Raw genomic sequence first — 19,733 nt, forward strand, 5'->3', positions numbered from 1 at the left:
GTCGGGCAGCGGTGGAACATCACGAATCTTGGCGCCATTCTGTTCGCGACGGATCTGGATCGGTTTGACGCCTCTCTGTCACGCAAGGCGGTTCGATTGGTTGTCTACGATGGCCGAAATCGGGCCGCGAAGGTCAGCCATCGGTTGGATGGCGCCAAGGGGTACGCCTGTGGTTTCGAGGGGTTGGTGGGCTACATCAACGATATCGTGCCCCACAATGAACACATCGGTCGCGCCTTGCGCGAGGTCCGACCTGTGTTCCCCGAGCTCGCCGTGCGCGAGCTGGTGGCGAACGCTCTGATTCATCAGGATATGACCATCACCGGTGCCGGGCCACAGATCGAGATCTTCGAAGACAGGATGGAAATCACGAACCCCGGTCGTCCGCTGATACAGCCGGACCGGATGATTGATCTGCCCCCGCGCTCACGCAATGAGGCACTGGCATCGTTGATGCGGCGGATGAGGTTTTGCGAGGAGCAAGGCAGCGGACTGGACAAGGTGGTTGCCGAGGTGGAACTGTACCAACTGCCACCACCGTGGTTCCGTGGAGACGACAACTCCATGCAAGTGATCCTCTATGCGCCGCGCTCTTTCGCCAACATGACCCAGGAGGAGCGGATTCGCGCCTGCTATCAGCACGCGGTACTGAAGTTCCTGACTGGCGGGGAACGGATGAGGAACGCGACCCTGTGTGAACGGTTCGGGATCGACAGCAGGAATGCCTCTCAGGCCTCCGGCGTGATCAAGCACGCGTTGGAGGCCGGGCTGATCAAGCCCGCAGATCCTGAGCATCCCCGGGCCGGCTATGTCCCCATCTGGGCGTGATTTCTTGATTGGGTTTTCATTCCAGCAGGGCGGCGGAGACCATCGAGTGACATGAGTGACGTCAAAACAACAGGTTGCGTCTGCATTTCGGCGTTCTATTTCTTGATCGGGTATTCAGCGGGCTCGCCATCCGCTGTACGCGAGCCGGGGCCGGACGGTGACGGCGATGGCGGGAGCCGGAAATGAGTCAAGTCGGCCAACGCGAACACCTCACCCAGCAGCAGGTGCTGCGCGTCTTCCAGGACGAGCTGGGCTATCGCTACCTGGGCGACTGGAAGGACCGGGCCGGCAACCGCAATATCGAGGAAGACCTGCTGCGCGACTGGCTGGCGCGGCAGGGCCATGAGGAGCGCGTGATCAATCGCGCCCTGCGCGATCTGGACCAGGCCGCGGCGATTGCCGGTAGCAAGACCCTCTATGACGCCAACCGCGCCGTCTACGAGAAGCTGCGTTACGGAGTACACGTCAAGCCATCGGTGCAGGAGCAGACGGTCACCGTCTGGCTGATCGACTGGGCCAATCCAGAGAACAACGACTTCGCCGTGGCCGAGGAGGTCACGGTAGCCGGGGCCAACACCAAGCGCCCGGACGTGGTGATGTACGTCAATGGCATCGCCCTGGGCGTTCTGGAGCTCAAGCGCTCCACCGTGGCGGTGGCCGAGGGCATCCGCCAGAGCCTGGACAACCAGAAACCCGAATTTATCCAGTCGTTTTTCGCCACCGCGCAACTGGTGATGGCCGGCAACCCCAGCGAGGGCCTGCGCTACGGGGTGATCGAGACGCCCGAGAAGTTCTGGATGGAATGGAAGGAGCCATCCGACATCGACGATCCCCTGGCGCGGGGGCTGCACCAGCTCTGCCGCAAGGAACGGCTGCTGGAGATTGCCCACGACTTCATGGTCTTCGATGCCGGCACCAAGAAGACCTGCCGCCACAACCAGTTCTTCGGTGTGCGTGCCGCGCAGGACCATGTGCGACAGCGCCAGGGTGGCATCATCTGGCACACCCAGGGCAGCGGCAAGTCGCTGACCATGGTGTGGCTGGCGAAGTGGATCCGCGAGAACGTCGATGACGCCCGGGTGCTGGTGATCACCGACCGCACCGAGCTGGACGAGCAGATCGAGAAGGTCTTCAAGGGGGTGGACGAGCAGATCCACCGCACCCGGAGCGGCGCCGACCTGATCGATGTGCTCAACCGCAGTGACGAGTGGCTCATCGCCTCGCTGGTCCACAAGTTCGGCGCCTCGGAGGAAGACGACGTCGATGCCTTCATCCAGGACATGCGTAGCCACCTGCCGAAAGGCTTTCGGGCCAGGGGCAATCTGTTCGTGTTCGTGGACGAGTGCCACCGCACCCAGTCCGGCAAGCTGCATGAGGCCATGAAGGCCCTGCTGCCCGAGGCCCTGCTGATCGGCTTCACCGGCACGCCGCTGCTGAAGAAGGACAAGCGCAAGAGCATCGAAGTCTTCGGCCCCTACATCCACAGCTACAAGTTCGACGAGGCGGTGCAGGACGGCGTGGTGCTGGATCTGCGCTACGAGGCGCGGGACATCGACCAGCATGTCACCTCGCAGGCCAAGATTGACCAGTGGTTCGAGCTCAAGACCCAGGGCCTGAACGACTATGCCCGCGCCCAGCTCAAGAAGCGCTGGGGCACGCTGCAGAAGGTGCTTAGCTCACGGGACCGGCTGGAGAAAATCGTCTCCGACATCCTCTGGGACATGGCCACCCGCGACCGGCTGATGAGTGGCCACGGCAACGCCATGCTGGTGGCCGGCAGCATCTATTCGGCCTGCCGGCTGTTCGAGATGTTCGAGAAGACCGAACTGAAGGGCAAGTGCGCCATCGTCACCTCCTATGTGCCGTCCACCGCCGATATCAAGGGTGAGGCGACCGGCGAAGGCGAGACCGAGAAGCTGCACCAGTATGCGATCTACCGGCGCATGCTGGCCGAGCACTTCAACGAGCCGGAGGACACGGCCGTGAACAAGGTGGAGACCTTCGAGCAGGAGGTGAAGAAGCGTTTCATCGACGAGCCCGGCCAGATGAAGCTGCTGATCGTGGTCGACAAGCTGCTCACCGGCTTCGACGCCCCACCGGCCACCTATCTCTACATCGACAAGCAGATGCGCGACCACGGCCTGTTCCAGGCCATCTGCCGGGTCAATCGCCTGCACACCGAGGACAAGGAAGTCGGCTACATCGTCGACTACAAGGACCTGTTCAAGTCCCTGGAGCAGTCGATCCAGGACTACACGGGCGGGGCCTTCGATGCCTTCGACGCGGACGACGTCGAAGGGCTGCTGGAGGACCGACTGGACAAGGCGCGGGAACGCTTGGAAGAGACCCGCGAAGCGGTCAAGGCGCTATGCGAGGCGGTGGAGCCGCCCAAGGACAGTCCCGCCTACCGGCGCTATTTCGTCGGCTCCAGCGACATGCCCGAGGTGCAGAAGGAAAACGAGCCGAAGCGGCTGGCCCTGTACAAGCATGTCGGCGCCTTTCTGCGCGCCTACGCCGATCTGGCCAACGAGATGCCACAGGCCGGCTACAGCGAGACCGAGGCCGCCACGATCAAGGCGGAGGTGGAGCACTACGAGAAGGTGCGGGAGGAGGTGAAGCTGGCCAGCGGCGACTACATCGACATGAAGGTGTACGAGCCGGCCATGCGCCATCTGCTGGACAGCTACATCCGCGCGGATGAGAGCGAGAAGCTCTCGGCCTTCGACGATATGACACTGGTGGAACTGGTGGTCGAACGTGGAGAGGAAGCAGTCGATAGTCTCCCTTCATCGATCTCCGGCGACCGAGAGGCCATGGCCGAGACTATCGAGAACAATGTGCGCCGGCTGATCATCGACGAGATGGCCGTCAACCCGAAGTACTACGAGAGGATGTCCGAACTGCTGGATGCCCTGATCGAGCAGCGGCGTCAGGAGGCGCTGGAGTACAAGGAGTATCTGCGCCGCATCGTGGAACTGACGCGGCAGGCGGCCCGGAAGGATAAGGGGATCGGTTATCCCACCGGAGTCGATACTCCATCTCAACAGGCCCTATACGATAATCTGGGTCACGATGCGGCGCTGACCCTTCGGCTTGACGAGAAGATTCGAGCTGTAAGGAAAGCTGACTGGCGTGGCAACAAGTTCAAAGAGCGCGAGGTAAGAAACGCTATTGCGTCGGTGCTGGAGGCGCAGGTACGGGAGACCGAGATTCCCGACGTGGATACCGTTCTCGAGCTGGTGAAGAACCAGAATGACTACTGAGCGCCGTCATATCGAGGTGAGTGGCATTTCGGTGGAGATTCGCCGTAAGGCGATCAGGAACCTGCATGTGGGCGTCTATCCACCCGATGGCAAAGTCCGGGTCGCCGCGCCGGCACACCTGGATGACGAAGCCGTGCGGCTGGCCATTGTCTCACGCCTGGGCTGGATTCGCCGCCAGCAGCAGGCCTTTGCGCGCCAGGTACGTGAGTCCGCCCGGGAGATGGTCACCGGTGAAAGCCACCATTTCGGGGGCAGGCGCTACCGCCTGGATGTGGTGGAACGATCGGGCAATCCGCGCGTGCGCGTGGTCAACAACAGCACCCTCGAGCTGCAAGTCCGACCGGGTGCCGACCGGGCAGCTCGGCAGCAGACGCTCGACCGTTGGTACCGGCGCCAACTCAAAGCCCGCATTCCCGAACTTCTCGCCGCCTGGGAGCCGGTTGTGGGTGTGGTGGTTTCTGATTGCCGCATCAAGCGAATGAAGACCCGCTGGGGGAGTTGCAATATCGAGGCGCGGCGCGTCTGGCTGAACCTGGAGCTCGCCAAGAAACCGCCTGGCTGTTTGGAATACATTCTCGTGCACGAAATGGTGCACTTGCTGGAACGTCACCACACGGAGCGCTTCCGGGCCCTGATGGATCAATACATGCCGGACTGGCGCCTGCGAAAGGACGCGCTCAACGAGACCCCGCTGGCACATGAAGAGTGGGGTTATTGACGTTGCACCCGATTGAGATGAACCGGATGGATGCTCGATCCTGGCTGCCACTATCAGACCTGATATACACGCGATACACGGGGGATCGGCATGGGAAAGTCCGGTCACAATGGGAACGGCTCCGGAATTCCGCCCGTCGACGACATCCGTCGGGCGGTGGAGCAGATGATGAACACGGGCCAGGCTCCCATCCGGGAAGCAGTGGAGCAGATTATTGCGGAGGAAGTAGCGGCGTTCGAGGCTGAGGGCATCGATGACTTCCATGGCCTCAACAGCGATCAGATGCATCGATTGCTCTACCACCCCTTCGATTCGCCGGAGCTGGTCACCTTCGGCGACGGGCTCCGGGAACGGCCCGATTCTCCCGCCTTCCGGCTACTGGAGGTGATTGCCGAGGCGTGTCGGGGCAACGGGATCAAGCTCACACCCAAGGGCAATCTGCCCCGCGCCATCGTGAGCGAGGCCCGGGAGGCCCTGGACGAGAGCGGTTTTGCCTACCGGCGCTCCTTCTATCCCGGTACGATTCGCAACGAGGAGGACCTGGACGAGCTGCATGCCCTTCGGGTCGTCGCCGACATCGGCCGTTTTACCCGCAAGTACCGTGGCCGCCTCAAGCTGGTGCGCGCGGTGGAGAAGCAGTTCGATACCGGTGACTGGGCCGGGCTGTTTACGCGACTGCTGCGGGTTTACTGCCAGGAATTCAACTGGGCCTACCGCGACGGCTATCCCGAACTTCCGATCGTGCAGATGAGTTTCCTCTTCACGCTTTACCTGCTCCATGTGCACGGCCACGAACCCCGACCGGTGAGCTGGTACGAAGTGCAATTCCTCAACGCCTTCCCCATGGCCGAGAGCGAGGTGAACGAGCAACCGTCATACTGGGACCGGGATCCCGCGACGTATGCGGAGCGCCAGGCAAAAAAGGCCTGGTCGCTGCGTTCCATCGAACGTTTCGCTTGCTTCTTCGGTCTTGTGACGCTCGAGGCGGCCCCCGAAACGCGCGACCCCCTGGCACCGATGGGGGATTATCGGGTCCGGGCGCTGCCCTTGCTCGATCAGGCGATCGGCTGGAAGGAAGCCGTGCGCCGCTGCTGAACTGGGAACGCGACGCCGAGATGTCCCCGAAGCCAACAAGGATGTGAATCGATGGGAAAATATTCGAAGCTGTTGTCCAGGATACTGGCCGGATCATCCGATGCGGATATCGAGTTCGCGGCCCTGTGTCGATTGTTGAAACGCCTGGGGTTCGAGGAACGGATCAGGGGCAGCCATCACCTCTTTACGCGGGATGGAGTGGACGAGATCCTGAATCTGCAGCCGAAGGGGAGCAAGGCCAAGCCCTATCAGGTCAAACAGGTGCGGAGTATTGTGGTGCAGTACCGTCTGGGAGAATCGGATGTCGATTAGATACGAGCTGGTCATTTACTGGAGCGAGGACGATCAGTCCTTCATCGTCGAGGTTCCGGAACTCCCGGGCTGCATGGCCGATGGCGAAACCTACGAGCAGGCCGTCAGCAATGCCCGGCGTGTCATCGAGGAGTGGATCGAGACCGCCCGCGAGCTGGGGCGTCCGGTGCCGGAGCCTCGTGGGCGGTTGATGTACGCGTGACCCCGACGGGGTTGGCGGGGCGTCCGGGTTTCGTACCCCCTGTCAGTCGATGCTGGCGGGGCGGGCGGCGAGGCGGCCGGACTGGTAGTCGGAGATGGCCTGCTGGATCTCGGCGTCGCTGTTCATCACGAACGGGCCGTAGTGGGCGATGGGTTCGGCCAGCGGGCGGCCCTTGAACAGCAGGACGCGGCTGTCCTGACGGGCGATCAGGTGGATCATGGTGTGGCCGTGCCAGACGCCCAGTTCGCCGGTGTTCAGGCCGGTGAGCGCGCCCTCGAAGACGTAGCCCAGCACGCGCTCGTCCAGCTGCACGGCCAGTGACAGGCGATAGCCGGCCGGCAGGCTCAGATCCGCCATGCCCGCGCCTTCGCCGATCTGGCCGAGCGGGCCCTCGGTGTCGCCGGCGCTGGTCTGCCAGGAGCCGGCCACGGCCTTGAAGTCCAGCGGGGCGTCTTCCTCCGGCAGGTGGCGCATGGCGTCGGTGCCGACGTCGCGATAGCGCGGGGGCTCCATCTTGCGCGCGGCCGGAAGGTTCACCCACAGCTGAAAGCCGTGCAGCCCTTCCGGATCGGGATGCAGGGTCTCGGAGTGGATCACGCCGCGGCCGGCGCTCATCCATTGCGCGCCGCCGGCCTGCACCTGTCCTTCGTTGCCCATGGAATCGCGATGGCTGACGCCGCCGCGCACCAGATAGGTGAAGGTCTCGAAACCGCGATGCGGATGGTCGGGAAAGCCGCCCACGTCTTCGTCGCCGGGGGCGGTCTTCAGCTCGTCCAGCATCAGGAACGGGTCGAGGCCGCCGCCGAAGTCATGGATGCGGCGGATCTTCACGCCCGCGCCGTCCTGCGTCGGGTGCGAGTGGCGGATGCTGTCCGGTGGCGTGGGGTTCATGGCGTTCTCCTTCGCGTCGAGTCTGCACCATACCGACCGCAAAACGAAAAGAAAATTGCATGGTCCGATCCGGCGCGTTGTTGCCGGTCAGGGGAGCTGCCACGCGTCGGCGAAGGCCTCCAGGCTCTCGATGAAGTCGGGCTCGTGTTCGCGCCGATGCATGGTCAGATGCAGTACGACGGCGGACTCGTCCGGCGGGTGCCCGGTGGTCAGGGTCCAGGCCACGCCGTTGGGGCAGTCCGGCAGGCTGAAGCGCACGCCGCCGTGGATAAGCTCGCGGTTCACGCGGAACTCGCCCCACAGGCAATAGATGACGCCCTGGTCGGTCCCCCGGTCTTCGACCAGGTTGTCGATCAGTTCGCAGGCTGTTGGCAGGGCGGGCACCGTCAGGCGTCGCTGCAGGCTGTCAGGATCGGTCGTGCCTTCGAGGATGCGATGAAACTCCATGGGCTACTCCACTCGGGGCAGGAATACCGGGTGGCCGTCCACCTCGCCCACGCTCAGGGCCTGGTTGTACAGGCGTTCCAGCGCGGCGGGCACCAGCATGCTGCGGGTGGGGCCCCAGCAGGCGCCGCCGTCGGGGAACATCAGCAGGAGGTGGTCGCAGAAGCGGGCGGCCAGATTGACGTCATGCAGGGCCATCACTGCGGCGCGGCGTTCACCGCCGGCGATTTCGCGCACGCGCTGCAGCACGCTGACCTGATGGTGCAGGTCGAGCTGGCTGGTGGGTTCGTCCAGTAGCAGAACCTGCGGGTCCTGGGTCAGCACGGTGGCCAGTGCCAGTCGCTGGCGCTCGCCGCCAGACAGGGTGTCCACCTGCCGGCCCTCCATGCCGTCGAGGTCCACGGTGGCCAGCGCGGCACGCGCGGCGTCCACGTCCTCGCGGGTCTCGATGTCCCAGGGGCGCAGGTACGGGTGGCGGCCGATCAGCGCGGTTTCGAGGACGGTGGCAGGGAAGCCGTCATGGTGGTTCTGGAACACCAGACCCAGGCGCCGTGCCAGATCCGGCCGCGACAGGCTGCCCAGGGGCTGCCCGGTCAGTTCGATCCCGCCGGCGCGCGGGGGGCGCAGGCGGGCGAGGGTGTGCAGCAGCGTGCTCTTGCCGGCGCCATTGGGCCCGAGAATGCCCCAGCACTGGCCGGGGTTCACGGTCAGGTGCAGCGGCGAGGAGTCCGCGCGTTCGGGGATGTCGATCACCAGGTCACGGGTGGCGAGCAGGGTGTCGGCGGTGGGGGCCTCGTGCACGCTGAGGGCATCGGCATGTGCGTCGGCGCGGCTCATCTCAGCGGCTCCGGTACAGCAGGAACAGGAACACCGGCACGCCCAGCATTGCGGTGATCACGCCCACCGGCAGCTGCTCCGGGGCGATGATGGTGCGCGCCAGGGTATCCGCCAGGGTCAGCAGGATGCCGCCGGCCAGCGCCGAGGCGGGCAGGATCACCCGCTGGTCGTTGCCGAACACCAGACGCAGCATGTGCGGCACGATCAGCCCGACGAAGCCCACCGCGCCCACCTGGGTGACCGCGGTGGCGGTGATCAGCGACGCGGCGATGTAGATCGACCATTCGACCGGGCGCACCGACACGCCCAGCGCGGCGGCCTGCATGGGGCCGCGCGCGAGGACGTTGAGGGTGCGGCCCAGCGGCATGGCCGCCAGCACCACGAACACCAGCACGCCCCAGGCCGGGCCCGGATGGCGGGCATGCGAGACGTCACCCATCAGCCAGTAGAGCATGCCCGGCAGTTCCGCGGTGGGGCTGACCGCCAGCAGGAAGCTGATCAGCGCGCCCCAGCCGGCGGCCACCACCACGCCGGTCAGCAGCAGGCGGGTGGCGGTCCAGGATCCGGTGCCATGCGCCAGGCCGAACACGATGAGTGTGGAGAGCATGGCCCCGGCAAAGGCCGCGGCGGATACCGAGAACATCGACAGCCCGGCGAGCATGGCCAGCAGAGCGCCCACCGAGGCGCCGCCGGAGAGGCCCAGCACGTAGGGGTCGGCCAGCGGGTTGCGCAGCAGCACCTGCATCAGCGCGCCGGCGACGCCCAGCAGCCCGCCCGCGGCGAACGCGGCCAGCGCGCGTGGCAGGCGCAGTTCGGTGATCAGCGTGGCGTGCAGCGCCGAGGCCTCGCCGGTGAGCACCCGCGGGAGCTCGCCGAGCGGGATGGCCACGCTGCCCCAGGCCAGGGCCACGACCAGCGACAACAGCGAGGCGGGCAGCAGCACGCCCGCGGCAAGCAGGAAGGAGCGGGTCACGCCTGGTTACGGCGAGTCGGGGCGCCGGTCGCGGGCGGTCTGCAGTTCCTCGCACATCATGGCGGTGCCCTCGGCGATGCGCGGGGTGTGGCGCTGCAGCAGCGACGGCGGCAGGAAGAACAGGTTGTCGCGGCGCACCGCGAGCATGTTGTCCCATTCGCGCCAGGCCTCGACCCAGGCGGGGTTGTCCTCGCCCATGCCGCCACCGATGATGACCTCGGGGTCGGCGTGGATCACCGCTTCACGGTCCATGCGCGGTACCAGGCGGTCGAGGTGGCCGAACACGTTCTCGCCGCCGCACACCTCGATGGCCTCGGCGATCAGGTGTTCGTTGTTTACCGTCATCAGTGGCTGGTCCCAGACCTGATAGAACAGCGGGACCGGGTCGCGATCCGCGTATTTCTGACGCAGCGCCTCGATCTCGTCGAGAAAGCGTTCCGCCTCGGCGCGACCCTGTTCCGCGGTGCCGGCCAGTTCGGCCATGCGCTCCATGCTGGAAGCCACGCCGTCGAAGCCGCGCGGCTCGGAGACGTAGACGGTCAGGCCCAGTTCGCGCAGGCGCTCGATGTGCGAGCGCGAGTTGCCGCTGTCCCAGGCCACCACCAGGTCGGGTTCCTTGGCGAGGATGCGTTCCAGGTCGAGACTGGTGTAGCCCCCGACCCGGGGGATGTCCGCGGCCGGTTCGGGGTAATCGCTGTGGTCGGTGGCCCCGATCACGCGGTCGCCGGCGCCAATCGCGAACAGCACCTCGGTGATGTGCGGGGCCAGGCTCACGATCCGCTCGGCCGGGGCGTCCAGCCGGACTTCCCGATCCGTGTCGTCGATCACGGAAATGGAGTCGTTGTCGGCGGCGTGGCCGGCCGGGCTCAGCAGCAGGGCACTCGCCGCGAGCAGGGCCGGCAACAGGTTCGAACGATAAGACATGCGCACAGGTTCCTGAATGCCCGGGGGTTCCCGGAAAGGCGGAATACTATAACAGGACCACCCGGTATTCCGCTGCAGGCCCCCGCTCTTCGCAATGGGCGGGATCGTCGGCCCCGCAATAACGTGGGTCAACTGGAGAGGGCGGGTGCGAACGCGTATCATCCTGCCTTCCCGTCCGGCCATGCGCCGGATCCTCGCGACACCCTTGCACCCATCTCGCCCGCTGCCGGGAGACGTCTTCGCATGTCCCGCAACACCCCGTCATCCGCCGTACCTTCCAGCCCTTTCCCGGCCGCCCCGGAGTCGGGTTTTCCGCCGGAAGAAGCCGCCGCGGTCTATCGCGCGATCAACGAGCGCCGCGACATGCGGCATTTCCGTGCCGGCACCGTGGTGGACGCGGAGGTGCTGGGGCGCCTGCTGGAGGCTGCGCATCGCGCCCCCAGCGTCGGCTACATGCAGCCGTGGCGCTTCGTAAGGGTGGCCGATCCGGCGCTGCGTGAAACTATCCACGGCCATGTGGCCGCCGAACACGAGCGCACCGCCGAGGCCTGCGGCGAGCGCGGTGCCGAGGTTCAGCGGCTGAAGCTGGAGGGCATCCGCGACGCCGGGGAGATCCTGGTGGTCGCGCTGACCGACGGGCGCGAACGCTACGTGCTGGGCCGGCGCACCCTGCCGGAGATGGACCTGTGTTCGGCTGCCTGCGCGATCCAGAACCTGTGGCTGGCGGCGCGCGCCGAGGGGCTGGGCATGGGCTGGGTGTCGCTGTTCGAACCGGAATGGCTGGCGCGCACCCTGGAGATGCCGGAGGGGGCGCACCCGATCGCGATCCTGTGCCTGGGCGAGGTGGAGGCGTTCTACGACGAGCCGATGCTGGAGACCGAGGGCTGGGATACCCGGCGTCCGCTGGAGGAGCTGGTGTTCGAGGACCGCTGGGGCCAGGCGGGTTCGAAGCCGGTGTCCGGCCCGCAGGCCGACTCCGGGGACGGTTCCCGGAATGAGAGTGTCTCATGACCGCCTTTCTCGTCCTGCTGGGCGCCCTGACCCTGGACCGGCTGTTCGGTGATCCGCGGCGCTTCCATCCGCTGGCGGGCTTCGGCCGTCTTGCCCAGGGGCTGGAACGGCGCTTCCACGCGGACAGCCGGCTGCGCGGGACCCTGTTGCTGACGGTGCTGGTGCTGCCCTGGGTGGTGCTGGCGGCCTGGGCGGCCAGCCTCGCGTGGGGCTGGATCGTGAGCCTGCTGGTGCTGGTGCTGGCACTTGGCTGGCGCTCGCTGGACGAGCACGCCGAGCGGGTGGCGGTGTCGCTGGAGCAGGACGACCTGGACGGCGCGCGCGCCGGGACGGGAATGCTGGTGTCACGCGCGACCGACGAGATGGATGCCGACGGTGTCAGCCGCGCGACCGTGGAATCGGTGCTGGAGAATGGCAACGACGCCCTGTTCGCCACGGTGTTCTGGTTTCTGGTGGCCGGCGCGCCGGGGGTGGTGGCCTATCGGCTGGTGAACACCCTGGACGCGATGTGGGGCTATCGCACGCCGCGCCACCGCCGCTTCGGCTGGGCCGCCGCGCGGCTGGACGACGTGCTCAACTACATCCCGGCGCGCCTGACCGCGCTGGCCTATGCCGCCGCCGGGCGTATGGGCAGCGCGCTGCGCTGCTGGCGCGAACAGGCCGCCGCGTGGAAGAGCCCCAACGCCGGGCCGGTGATGGCCGCCGGCGCGGGCGCGCTGGGCGTGCGTCTGGGCGGCTATGCGTATTACCACGGCCGGCGCGAGTGGCGGCCGTCGCTGGGGCCCGAGCCGGTCCCGGACGTGGCCCCGGATATCGCTCCGGAGACCGCATCGGAAGATGTCGCCGCGTCCGGGGCCGCGCGCATCCGCCGGGCGATGGGGCTGGTGGACCGGGCGCTGGCGCTGTGGATGGCGGTAATCGTGATCGGGGTGTCGTTCATTGTCTTCGCCTGACGCCCGGTCCGGATCCCGGGACGGCGCGCCCCCGGAGTCGCGTCATGGCGGAGGCGTGCGCGCGGCGGCCCGGCGCTGGGGGCATCCGGTCGAGGACTGGCTGGACCTGTCCACCGGCATCAACCCGCGGGGCTGGCCGGTGCCGCCGTTGCCGCCGCAGGCCTGGACGCGGCTGCCGGAGGCCGACGACGGGCTGGAGGCGGCGGCCGCCGCGTATTATGGCAGCGACGCCCTGCTGCCGCTGCCCGGGTCCCAGGCCGCGATCCAGGCCCTGCCGGCGCTGTGGGGTGAGGGCGCCGGCCGCGAGCAGGCCCGGGTCGGCGTGCTGCACCCGGGTTACAACGAACACGCGCGCGCCTGGAGCGCCTGCGGCCACGCCGTGCAGGCCGTGGAGCCCGAGGCCGGCGCCATCGAGGCCGTGCTGGACGCGCTCGACGTGCTGGTGCTGATCCACCCCAACAACCCCACCGGCACGCGCTTCGAGCCCGCGCAGCTGCGGGAGTGGCACGCCCGGCTGGCGCGGCGCGGCGGCTGGCTGGTGGTGGACGAGGCCTTCGTCGACAGCGGGCCGCAGTTGAGCCTGGTGCCGGAGGGTCCGCGTGACGGGCTGGTGGTGCTGCGCTCGCTGGGCAAGTTCTTCGGCCTGGCCGGGGCCCGGGTCGGGTTCGTGTTCGCGCCGGAAGCGCTGCGCCGGGCGCTGAGCGCGCGTCTGGGGCCGTGGAGCGTGCCCGGGCCGTCGCGGCAGGTCGCGGCCGGGGCGCTGGCGGATCATGGCTGGCAGTCGGCGCGGCGCATGCAGCTGGCGGGCGAGGGCGAACGCCTGGCGGCCCTGCTGCGCGCGCACGGACTCGCCCCGGATGGCGGTACCGCGCTGTTCCAGTGGGTGCGCAGCGAACGTGCCGAAGAGATCCAGGACCGGCTGGCGCGCGCGGCGATCCTGGTGCGGCGCTTCGAGGAGCCGGCCAGCCTGCGCTTCGGGCTGCCCGGTGACGAGGCGGGCTGGTGGCGCCTGGAGGCCGCGCTTACGGAGCTGAGTGATGACTGATACCGGCGGCACGCTGATGGTCCAGGGCACCACCTCGGATGCCGGCAAGAGCGTGCTGGTGGCCGGGCTGGGGCGCGTGCTGCGCCGGCGCGGGATCGCGGTGGCGCCGTTCAAGCCGCAGAACATGGCGCTCAACAGCGCGGTGACCGCGCAGGGCGGCGAGATCGGGCGGGCCCAGGCCCTGCAGGCCGCGGCCTGCGGGCTGCAGCCGCATACCGACTTCAACCCGGTGCTGCTCAAGCCCTCCAGCGATCGCGGCGCGCAGGTGATCGTCAACGGCCGCGCGGTGGAGGAGCTGGACGCGCGCGCCTACCATGACTACAAGCCGGTGGCGCGCGAGGCGGTGCTGGCGGCGCACCGGCGTCTGGCGGCGCAATATGCCGCGGTGCTGGTGGAAGGGGCCGGCTCGCCGGCGGAGATCAACCTGCGCGCGGGTGACATCGCCAACATGGGGTTCGCCGAGGCGGTGGACTGCCCGGTGATCCTGGTCGCCGACATCGACCGCGGCGGGGTGTTCGCGCATCTGGTGGGTACGCTGGTGCTGCTGGCGGAAAGCGAACGGGCGCGGGTGGTCGGCTTCGTGATCAACCGCTTTCGTGGCGATCCGGCGCTGCTGCAGTCCGGGCTGGACTGGCTGGAGGCCGAGACCGGCAAGCCGGTGCTGGGCGTGCTGCCGTATCTGTCCGGGCTGCAGCTGGATGCCGAGGACGCGCTGCTGCGCGAGGCGGCCCCGGCGAGTGACGCGTGGGCGAGCGGCGAGGGCGAGGCCCTGCGGGTGGTGGTGCCGGCGCTGCCGCGGATCTCCAACCATACGGATTTCGACCCGCTGCGCCTGCACCCGGGGGTGTCCCTGCGCTTCGCCGGGCCGGGGGAGCGGCTGCAGCCGGCGGATCTGGTGCTCCTGCCGGGGTCCAAGGCGGTGCGCGACGACCTGGCCTGGCTGCGCGAACAGGGCTTCGAACGCGAACTGATGCGCCACCTGCGCTACGGTGGCCGGGTGCTGGGGATCTGCGGCGGCTACCAGATGCTGGGGCGCGCGGTGCACGACCCGGAAGGCGTCGAGGGCACCCCGGGTTCATCAGTCGGGCTGGGCCTGCTGGACGTGGAGACCACGCTACGCCCGGCCAAGCAGCTGCGGCAGGTGACCGGCGAGGGCGTGATGGAGCGGGCGGCGCCGGTGCGCGGCTACGAGATCCACGCCGGGCACACCGCCGGGGCGGACTGCGAACGCCCGGTGCTGCAACTGGCCGCGGGGCCGGACGGCGCGCGTTCGACGGACGACGCAGTGGCCGGCACCTACGTGCACGGGGTGTTCGACGAGCCGGCCGCCGCCGGGGCACTGCTGGCCTGGGCCGGTCTGGAGGCGGACGGCGCCGCCGTGGATCTGGACGCGCTGCGCGAGACGAGCCTGGAGCGTCTGGCCGACGCACTGGAGGAACACATGGACATCGACCGACTGCTGGACCTGCTGCACGTGCAACAAGGGGGCGCCCGGTCATGAGAACCCTGATACTGGGCGGCGTGCGTTCGGGCAAGAGCCGCATGGCGGAACAGCTGGCGCTGGGTTCCGGTCAGCCGGTGACCTACGTGGCCACCGCGCGCGCCGACGACGACGAGATGCTGCGGCGGGTGGAACAGCACCGCCGCCGCCGTCCGGCCGGCTGGGAGCTGGTCGAGGCCGGCGACGATCTGGCCGCCCGGCTGCGGGAGGCCGCGGCGCCGGATCGCTGCCTGCTGATCGACTGCCTGACCCTGTGGCTCACCCAGTTGCTGTGCACCGAGGACGAGGCGCACATCGAGCGCGAGCGCGAGGCGCTGATCGCCACGCTGCCGACCCTGCCGGGTAGCATCATCGCGGTGAGCAACGAGACCGGGCTGGGGGTCGTGCCGCTGGATGCGCTGTCGCGGCGCTTCGCCGACGAGGCCGGTGCGCTGCACCAGCGCCTGGCCGCCGATCTCGACCGCGTGGTGCTGACCGTCGCCGGCCTGCCGCACGTGCTCAAGGGCCCGATAGTGAACGCCTGATGACCGCATCGACCTGCGAGGAACGCGCGTGACCGAAGACTGTGACTGGCTGAATGTCCCCGCCGCGCCGCTGGATGCCGGGGCGGCCGCGCGTGCCCGCGCCCGACAGGAACGGCTGACCAAGCCGCCGGGCTCGCTGGGCCGCCTGGAGACCCTGGCCGAGCGCCTGGCCGCGCTGCAGGGCCGCGAGTGCCCGCACCCGCCGCACCCGTGGATCACCGTGTTCGCCGGCGACCATGGCGTGGTCGCCGAAGGCATCTCGCGTTTTCCGCAGGCGGTGACCGCGCAGATGGTCGCCAACTTCGCCGCCGGCGGGGCGGCGATCACGGTGCTCGCGCGCAGCCTGGACGCGGGACTGGAGATCATCGACCTGGGCACGCTGCCCGGCGGTCCCGAGCCCGAGGGCGTGATCCGCGCCGGCCTGGGCCCGGGCACTGCCAACTTCGCGCGCGAGCCGGCGATGACCCCGGCGCAGCTGGAGCGTGCGCTGAACACCGGGCGCCAGGCGGCCGAACGGGCGCGCCAGGGCGGCGGGGGGCTGTTCATCGGCGGGGAGATGGGCATCGGGAACACCACCGCCGCGGCGGCCGTGGCCTGCGGCCTGCTGGGGGCGTCGCCGGACGCGCTGGCGGGCCCGGGGACCGGGCTGGACCCGGCCGGGGTGCGGCACAAGGCCGAGGTGATCGAACGCGCGCTGGCCCTGCACGCCGAGGCCGGCGATTCGGCGCTGGAGTGGCTGCGCCGGGTCGGCGGCTTCGAGATCGCCGGGTTGACCGGTGCGTTCCTGGCCAGCGCGCAGATCGGCCAGCCGGTGCTGGTGGACGGCTTCATCGCCAGCACCGCGGCACTGGTGGCGACGCGGCTGTGCCCGGGGGCCGGGGACTGGTTCTTCTACGCCCACCGCTCCGCCGAGCCCGGCCACGACCGTGTGCTGGAGGCGCTGGGTGCGCAGCCGCTGCTGGATCTGGGCATGCGCCTGGGCGAGGGCAGCGGCGCGGCGACCGCGGTGCCGCTGCTGCGCATGGCCTGCGAGCTGCACGCCGGCATGGCGACCTTCGACGAGGCCGGGGTGGCGGACGACGAGTCCGGAGCGGGCGCGTGAGTACGGGGGCGTCCGCCGGCGACGGGGCGCGGGTCGGGCTGCTGCGTCACGGCGAGACCACCGGCGAGGGTTTCTGCGGCGCCGGCAGCGACGTGCCGCTGACCGCGCGCGGCCAGGCGGCGATGGAGGGTGAACTGGCACGCCGGCGCCCACCCGGTCTGGACTCCGGCGAACCGGCCTGGGACCGCATCGTGACCTCGCCGCTGCAGCGCTGTCAGGGGCCGGCCTCGGCCTGGGCCGAGCGCTGGGAGGTGCCGCTGGTGGTGGAGCCGCGCCTGCGCGAGCTGCACTTCGGCACCTGGGAGGGCCGCAGCGCCGCCGCGCTGATGGAGACCGAGGCCGACGCGCTGGGCCGCTTCTGGCAGGATCCGGAAGGCTGCCCGCCGCCGCAAGGCGAGGCGCTGGGTGCGTTCCGCGAGCGCGTGCTGGCCGGCTGGCGCGAGAGCGTGGCCACCCCCGGCACCGCGCGCACGCTGGTGGTCACCCACGGCGGGGTCATCCGCGTGCTGCGTGCGCACTTCGAGGGCATCCCGCTGGCCGAACTGCTGAGCATCGAGGCCCCACTGGCGGTGCTGCACTGGGTCGATCCCGCGCGGGTGCAGGCATGAGCCGGCCGGCCACGCTCGCCCCGCTGTGGCTGGCGCTGGTGTTCCTCACCCGGGTGCCGCTGCCGGCGCGCCTGCTGCCGGAGGCCCCGCGCCCGGAAGACGCCGGTCGCTCGCTGCTGTTCTACCCGCTGGTGGGGCTGGTGCTGGGCCTGCTGCTGGCCGCCGGCGGCATGCTGCTGGCCCTGCTGCCGGGCGCCGAACCGCTGTTGCTCGCCGCGCTGGTACTGGCCGGCTGGGTGGCGATCACCGGCGCGCTGCATCTGGACGGGCTGGCCGACACGGTGGATGCCCGCGTGGGCAGTCACGGCGACCCCGAACGCGCCCGCACCATCATGAAGGACCCGACCTCCGGCCCGATCGCGGTGGCCACCGTGATGCTGGTGCTGCTGGTCAAATTCGCCGCACTGGTGCCGCTGGTGGCCGCCGCCCAATGGCTGGCGCTGGTGATCGCCGTGGTCCTCGGCCGCGCCGCGCTGGTGCTGCTGTTCCGCCTCGCCGATTACCTCAATCCCGCCGGCCTGGGCGCCGACATGGCGGCGAACCTGCCCGAACGGGCCGCCGCCGGGGTGCTGGTGGCCACCGCCATCGCCGTGGTCATCCTCGGCGTGGCCGGCGGCCTGCCCGGCGCCATCATCGCCCTGATCGCCGCCGGCGCCACCGTGGCCGCCCTGGCCGCGTTCTTCCGCCGCTGGCTCGGCGGCTTCACCGGCGATCCCGCCGGCGCCACCCTCGAGACCGTCGAGGCCGTGGCCCTGGTGGTGATGGCCCTGACCCTCACCGCGTAGGGGCCTCGCAGGCGGCCAGCCTCTGGCCGATTACAGCGGCCATCCCCCGGGCCCGATCGGCCGGAGGGCCGGCCTCTTGCCGGGGGGCACGGGTTCAACCGTAGGAGGCCAGCCCCCTGGCCGATCCTGCGCTCCGTTCCGTTCAGGCGTCGAACAGCATGGGTCGCGCCTGCTTTTCCGCTTCGTGCAGGCGACGGCCGAGGAACGGGAAATGGTTCATTGAGACGAGCTGGGCGTGGGCCAGCAGCAGGCCGCCGGCGGCATTGCCCGATCGGGCGCCTCCATCCCCTTCATCCGGGATAAAAATCGTCCGCTTCCCTAAAGCCCTTGCAGGAACGGTCGTTAAGGGAATCGAAGGCGGCATGAGGCCGCCCAGGGATTGCCTCAGCCGGCCCGACCGGCACTCAAGTTCCGGAGGAAGCAAACATGTCTCAGGTCATCAACACCAACGTTCTTTCGCTGAATGCCCAGCGCAATCTAAACCAGACCCAGGGCGATCTCGCCCAGTCGCTGGAGCGCCTGTCGTCCGGCCTGCGCATCAACAGCGCAAAGGATGACGCGGCCGGTCTCGCGATCTCGGAGCGGTTCACCACGCAGATCAACGGCCTCAACCAGGCGGTGCGCAACTCGAATGACGGCATCTCGTTCGCACAGACGGCCGAGGGTGCGCTGGACACCATTGGTGATGCACTGCAGCGGGCGCGGCAGCTGGCCGTGCAGTCGGCGAACGACACCAATTCGGCCTCGGATCGTCAGGCAATCAATGACGAGGTCCAGCAGCTGATGGAGGAAGTGAGCCGAGTGGCCAACTCCGCGGAGTTCAACGGTGGTCGGATCCTGGATGGCACGGTGGAGGACCTGTTCTTCCAGGTGGGCGCGAACCAGGGGCAGACCATTGCCGTGGACGGGGTGGATGCCCGGACCTCCGAGCTGGGGACCACCGAGGTGGTTGGTTCCGGTGGCCTGACGCAGGAACAGATCGCCCAGATCGATGAGGTGGATGGATTCAGCGGGCCATTCGAAGACATTACCATCAGCAGTAACGATTTCGACGACATTCAGGTCCAGCTATCGGGTGATGATGCTCCGGGCGAGGAGGTCGAGCCTGCCGCAACTCTTGAGGATGCGGTCCGCATGATCAATGCAGCCATCACGGAGGCCGCTTCCGCCGGCGACGAAAATGCCAAAGACGTCGCGGATGCCGATCTGGAAGCCGCGCTGAGGGTCAAGAACGACGGTACCACCACGATCGCGATCACCTCGCGTCTGGGCACCGAGAATCTGGATGTGACGGATGGCAATGTGGACGTTGACGAAGCTCCGGTAGCACTTTTCGATAATGATGGCGGCGCAGACGTCACCCTGAACGATGTCGACGTGGTGACTCGTGAGACGGCGACCCAGTCCATCGGTGCTTTCGACGGCGCCTTGACCAAGGTCAACTCGCTGCGTGCGGAGCTGGGTGCGGTGCAGACACGTTTCGAGAGCACCATCGCGAACCTGGAGATCGGTTCGGAGAACCTGTCGGATGCGCGCTCGCGGATCCGGGATGCGGACTTCGCGGCAGAGACCGCCGAACTTTCGCGGGCGCAGGTGCTCCAGCAGGCGGGGACCACGGTGCTGTCGCAGGCGAATGCGGTTCCGCAGAACGTGCTGGGGCTGCTGCAGTAAGGCTTCGGTTTCCTCCGGGCCCGTGCTGCGGGTCATGCCAGGGCCC

General features: G+C 68.5%; 21 protein-coding genes. 15 read left to right on the forward strand and 6 right to left on the reverse strand.

Features of this window, described 5'->3' with window-relative positions; all coding sequences use genetic code 11:
* The 6 genes from B1A74_RS12025 to B1A74_RS12050 form a co-directional block, all read left to right on the forward strand.
* On the forward strand, positions 1-828 hold an 828-nt coding region (locus B1A74_RS12025), incomplete at its 5' end, for an ATP-binding protein (RefSeq protein ID WP_279625495.1).
* A 182-nt stretch (positions 829-1,010) separates the two neighbouring features.
* Complete coding sequence (locus B1A74_RS12030) at positions 1,011-4,091, forward strand: type I restriction endonuclease subunit R (protein WP_077244768.1); 3,081 nt, start codon at positions 1,011-1,013, stop codon at positions 4,089-4,091.
* Complete coding sequence (locus B1A74_RS12035; RefSeq protein ID WP_024329382.1) at positions 4,081-4,809, forward strand: M48 family metallopeptidase; 729 nt, start codon at positions 4,081-4,083, stop codon at positions 4,807-4,809. The genes B1A74_RS12030 and B1A74_RS12035 overlap by 11 nt, the downstream gene beginning before the upstream one ends.
* A 90-nt stretch (positions 4,810-4,899) precedes the next feature.
* On the forward strand, positions 4,900-5,904 hold the full coding sequence (locus B1A74_RS12040) for a hypothetical protein (protein ID WP_024329381.1): 1,005 nt from the start codon (positions 4,900-4,902) through the stop codon (positions 5,902-5,904).
* 51 nt (positions 5,905-5,955) lie between these two features.
* Positions 5,956-6,216: a type II toxin-antitoxin system HicA family toxin gene (locus tag B1A74_RS12045; protein WP_024329380.1), complete on the forward strand. Its 261-nt coding sequence runs from the start codon at positions 5,956-5,958 to the stop codon at positions 6,214-6,216.
* Positions 6,206-6,418 (forward strand): type II toxin-antitoxin system HicB family antitoxin, encoded by a 213-nt coding sequence (locus tag B1A74_RS12050; RefSeq protein WP_024329379.1) that lies wholly within the window; start codon positions 6,206-6,208, stop codon positions 6,416-6,418. Before B1A74_RS12045 ends, B1A74_RS12050 begins: the two co-directional genes overlap by 11 nt.
* Before the next feature lie 42 nt (positions 6,419-6,460).
* Here the strand turns inward: B1A74_RS12050 and B1A74_RS12055 are convergent, their stop codons facing one another.
* The 5 genes from B1A74_RS12055 to B1A74_RS12075 all read right to left on the reverse strand — a co-directional run bounded on the left by B1A74_RS12055 (position 6,461) and on the right by B1A74_RS12075 (position 10,487).
* Positions 6,461-7,309, reverse strand: coding sequence for a pirin family protein (locus B1A74_RS12055; protein WP_077244769.1), 849 nt, complete (start codon positions 7,307-7,309; stop codon positions 6,461-6,463).
* Positions 7,310-7,396: 87 nt separating this feature from the next.
* Complete coding sequence (locus B1A74_RS12060) at positions 7,397-7,756, reverse strand: hypothetical protein (RefSeq protein WP_018870699.1); 360 nt, start codon at positions 7,754-7,756, stop codon at positions 7,397-7,399.
* Positions 7,757-7,759: 3 nt separating this feature from the next.
* Entirely contained in the window at positions 7,760-8,590 is an 831-nt protein-coding gene (locus B1A74_RS12065) for an ABC transporter ATP-binding protein (RefSeq protein ID WP_018870698.1), read from the reverse strand.
* A 1-nt stretch (position 8,591) separates the two neighbouring features.
* Positions 8,592-9,563, reverse strand: a complete 972-nt coding sequence (locus B1A74_RS12070; RefSeq protein WP_018947826.1) for a FecCD family ABC transporter permease — start codon at positions 9,561-9,563, stop codon at positions 8,592-8,594.
* Between the two features lie 6 nt (positions 9,564-9,569).
* Entirely contained in the window at positions 9,570-10,487 is a 918-nt protein-coding gene (locus tag B1A74_RS12075) for a cobalamin-binding protein (protein WP_077244770.1), read from the reverse strand.
* A gap of 243 nt (positions 10,488-10,730) precedes the next feature.
* On the opposite strand from B1A74_RS12075, the gene bluB reads away from it, so the two are divergent.
* From bluB to cobS, 8 genes are read left to right on the forward strand one after another with little or no spacing between them, the layout of a single operon-like run.
* Positions 10,731-11,498, forward strand: coding sequence for a 5,6-dimethylbenzimidazole synthase (gene bluB, locus B1A74_RS12080; RefSeq protein ID WP_077244771.1), 768 nt, complete (start codon positions 10,731-10,733; stop codon positions 11,496-11,498).
* A complete protein-coding gene (gene cbiB / locus B1A74_RS12085; RefSeq protein ID WP_077244772.1) occupies positions 11,495-12,451 on the forward strand; it encodes an adenosylcobinamide-phosphate synthase CbiB in 957 nt (318 codons plus the stop codon). Before bluB ends, cbiB begins: the two co-directional genes overlap by 4 nt.
* A gap of 55 nt (positions 12,452-12,506) precedes the next feature.
* The gene (gene cobD / locus B1A74_RS12090; protein WP_077244773.1) at positions 12,507-13,496 is read left to right on the forward strand and encodes a threonine-phosphate decarboxylase CobD; all 990 of its coding nucleotides are present in this window, start codon (positions 12,507-12,509) and stop codon (positions 13,494-13,496) included.
* Positions 13,489-14,997 carry a cobyric acid synthase gene (locus B1A74_RS12095; RefSeq protein ID WP_077244774.1) on the forward strand — a complete coding sequence of 503 codons (1,509 nt, stop codon included), beginning with the start codon at positions 13,489-13,491 and terminating at the stop codon, positions 14,995-14,997. Before cobD ends, B1A74_RS12095 begins: the two co-directional genes overlap by 8 nt.
* Positions 14,994-15,521, forward strand: a complete 528-nt coding sequence (cobU, locus tag B1A74_RS12100) for a bifunctional adenosylcobinamide kinase/adenosylcobinamide-phosphate guanylyltransferase (RefSeq protein WP_077244775.1) — start codon at positions 14,994-14,996, stop codon at positions 15,519-15,521. Before B1A74_RS12095 ends, cobU begins: the two co-directional genes overlap by 4 nt.
* Positions 15,522-15,549: 28 nt before the next feature.
* On the forward strand, positions 15,550-16,623 hold the full coding sequence (gene cobT, locus B1A74_RS12105) for a nicotinate-nucleotide--dimethylbenzimidazole phosphoribosyltransferase (RefSeq protein ID WP_077244776.1): 1,074 nt from the start codon (positions 15,550-15,552) through the stop codon (positions 16,621-16,623).
* Positions 16,620-17,231 carry a histidine phosphatase family protein gene (locus B1A74_RS12110; RefSeq protein WP_077244777.1) on the forward strand — a complete coding sequence of 204 codons (612 nt, stop codon included), beginning with the start codon at positions 16,620-16,622 and terminating at the stop codon, positions 17,229-17,231. The genes cobT and B1A74_RS12110 overlap by 4 nt, the downstream gene beginning before the upstream one ends.
* Positions 17,228-18,016, forward strand: coding sequence for an adenosylcobinamide-GDP ribazoletransferase (gene cobS / locus B1A74_RS12115; protein WP_077244778.1), 789 nt, complete (start codon positions 17,228-17,230; stop codon positions 18,014-18,016). The genes B1A74_RS12110 and cobS overlap by 4 nt, the downstream gene beginning before the upstream one ends.
* A gap of 142 nt (positions 18,017-18,158) precedes the next feature.
* Here cobS and B1A74_RS12120 read toward each other — a convergent pair whose 3' ends face one another.
* Entirely contained in the window at positions 18,159-18,380 is a 222-nt protein-coding gene (locus B1A74_RS12120) for a hypothetical protein (RefSeq protein WP_143592260.1), read from the reverse strand.
* A gap of 62 nt (positions 18,381-18,442) precedes the next feature.
* Here B1A74_RS12120 and B1A74_RS12125 point away from each other — a divergent pair, with 62 nt between their 5' ends.
* Positions 18,443-19,687, forward strand: a complete 1,245-nt coding sequence (locus B1A74_RS12125; protein ID WP_077244780.1) for a flagellin — start codon at positions 18,443-18,445, stop codon at positions 19,685-19,687.
* Positions 19,688-19,733: the final 46 nt, after the last annotated feature.

It is taken from the genome of Thioalkalivibrio halophilus (genome assembly GCF_001995255.1).
Taxonomy (GTDB): Bacteria; Pseudomonadota; Gammaproteobacteria; order Ectothiorhodospirales; family Ectothiorhodospiraceae; genus Thioalkalivibrio; species Thioalkalivibrio halophilus.

Coding starts and splice junctions, on each gene's coding strand:
- B1A74_RS12030 (WP_077244768.1), top strand. CDS start 1,011: ATGAGTCAAGTCGGCCAACGCGAACACCTCACCCAGCAGCAGGTGCTG.
- B1A74_RS12035 (WP_024329382.1), top strand. CDS start 4,081: ATGACTACTGAGCGCCGTCATATCGAGGTGAGTGGCATTTCGGTGGAG.
- B1A74_RS12040 (WP_024329381.1), top strand. CDS start 4,900: ATGGGAAAGTCCGGTCACAATGGGAACGGCTCCGGAATTCCGCCCGTC.
- B1A74_RS12045 (WP_024329380.1), top strand. CDS start 5,956: ATGGGAAAATATTCGAAGCTGTTGTCCAGGATACTGGCCGGATCATCC.
- B1A74_RS12050 (WP_024329379.1), top strand. CDS start 6,206: ATGTCGATTAGATACGAGCTGGTCATTTACTGGAGCGAGGACGATCAG.
- B1A74_RS12055 (WP_077244769.1), bottom strand. CDS start 7,309: ATGAACCCCACGCCACCGGACAGCATCCGCCACTCGCACCCGACGCAG.
- B1A74_RS12060 (WP_018870699.1), bottom strand. CDS start 7,756: ATGGAGTTTCATCGCATCCTCGAAGGCACGACCGATCCTGACAGCCTG.
- B1A74_RS12065 (WP_018870698.1), bottom strand. CDS start 8,590: ATGAGCCGCGCCGACGCACATGCCGATGCCCTCAGCGTGCACGAGGCC.
- B1A74_RS12075 (WP_077244770.1), bottom strand. CDS start 10,487: ATGTCTTATCGTTCGAACCTGTTGCCGGCCCTGCTCGCGGCGAGTGCC.
- bluB (WP_077244771.1), top strand. CDS start 10,731: ATGTCCCGCAACACCCCGTCATCCGCCGTACCTTCCAGCCCTTTCCCG.
- cbiB (WP_077244772.1), top strand. CDS start 11,495: ATGACCGCCTTTCTCGTCCTGCTGGGCGCCCTGACCCTGGACCGGCTG.
- B1A74_RS12095 (WP_077244774.1), top strand. CDS start 13,489: ATGACTGATACCGGCGGCACGCTGATGGTCCAGGGCACCACCTCGGAT.
- cobU (WP_077244775.1), top strand. CDS start 14,994: ATGAGAACCCTGATACTGGGCGGCGTGCGTTCGGGCAAGAGCCGCATG.
- cobS (WP_077244778.1), top strand. CDS start 17,228: ATGAGCCGGCCGGCCACGCTCGCCCCGCTGTGGCTGGCGCTGGTGTTC.
- B1A74_RS12120 (WP_143592260.1), bottom strand. CDS start 18,380: ATGCCGCCTTCGATTCCCTTAACGACCGTTCCTGCAAGGGCTTTAGGG.
- B1A74_RS12125 (WP_077244780.1), top strand. CDS start 18,443: ATGTCTCAGGTCATCAACACCAACGTTCTTTCGCTGAATGCCCAGCGC.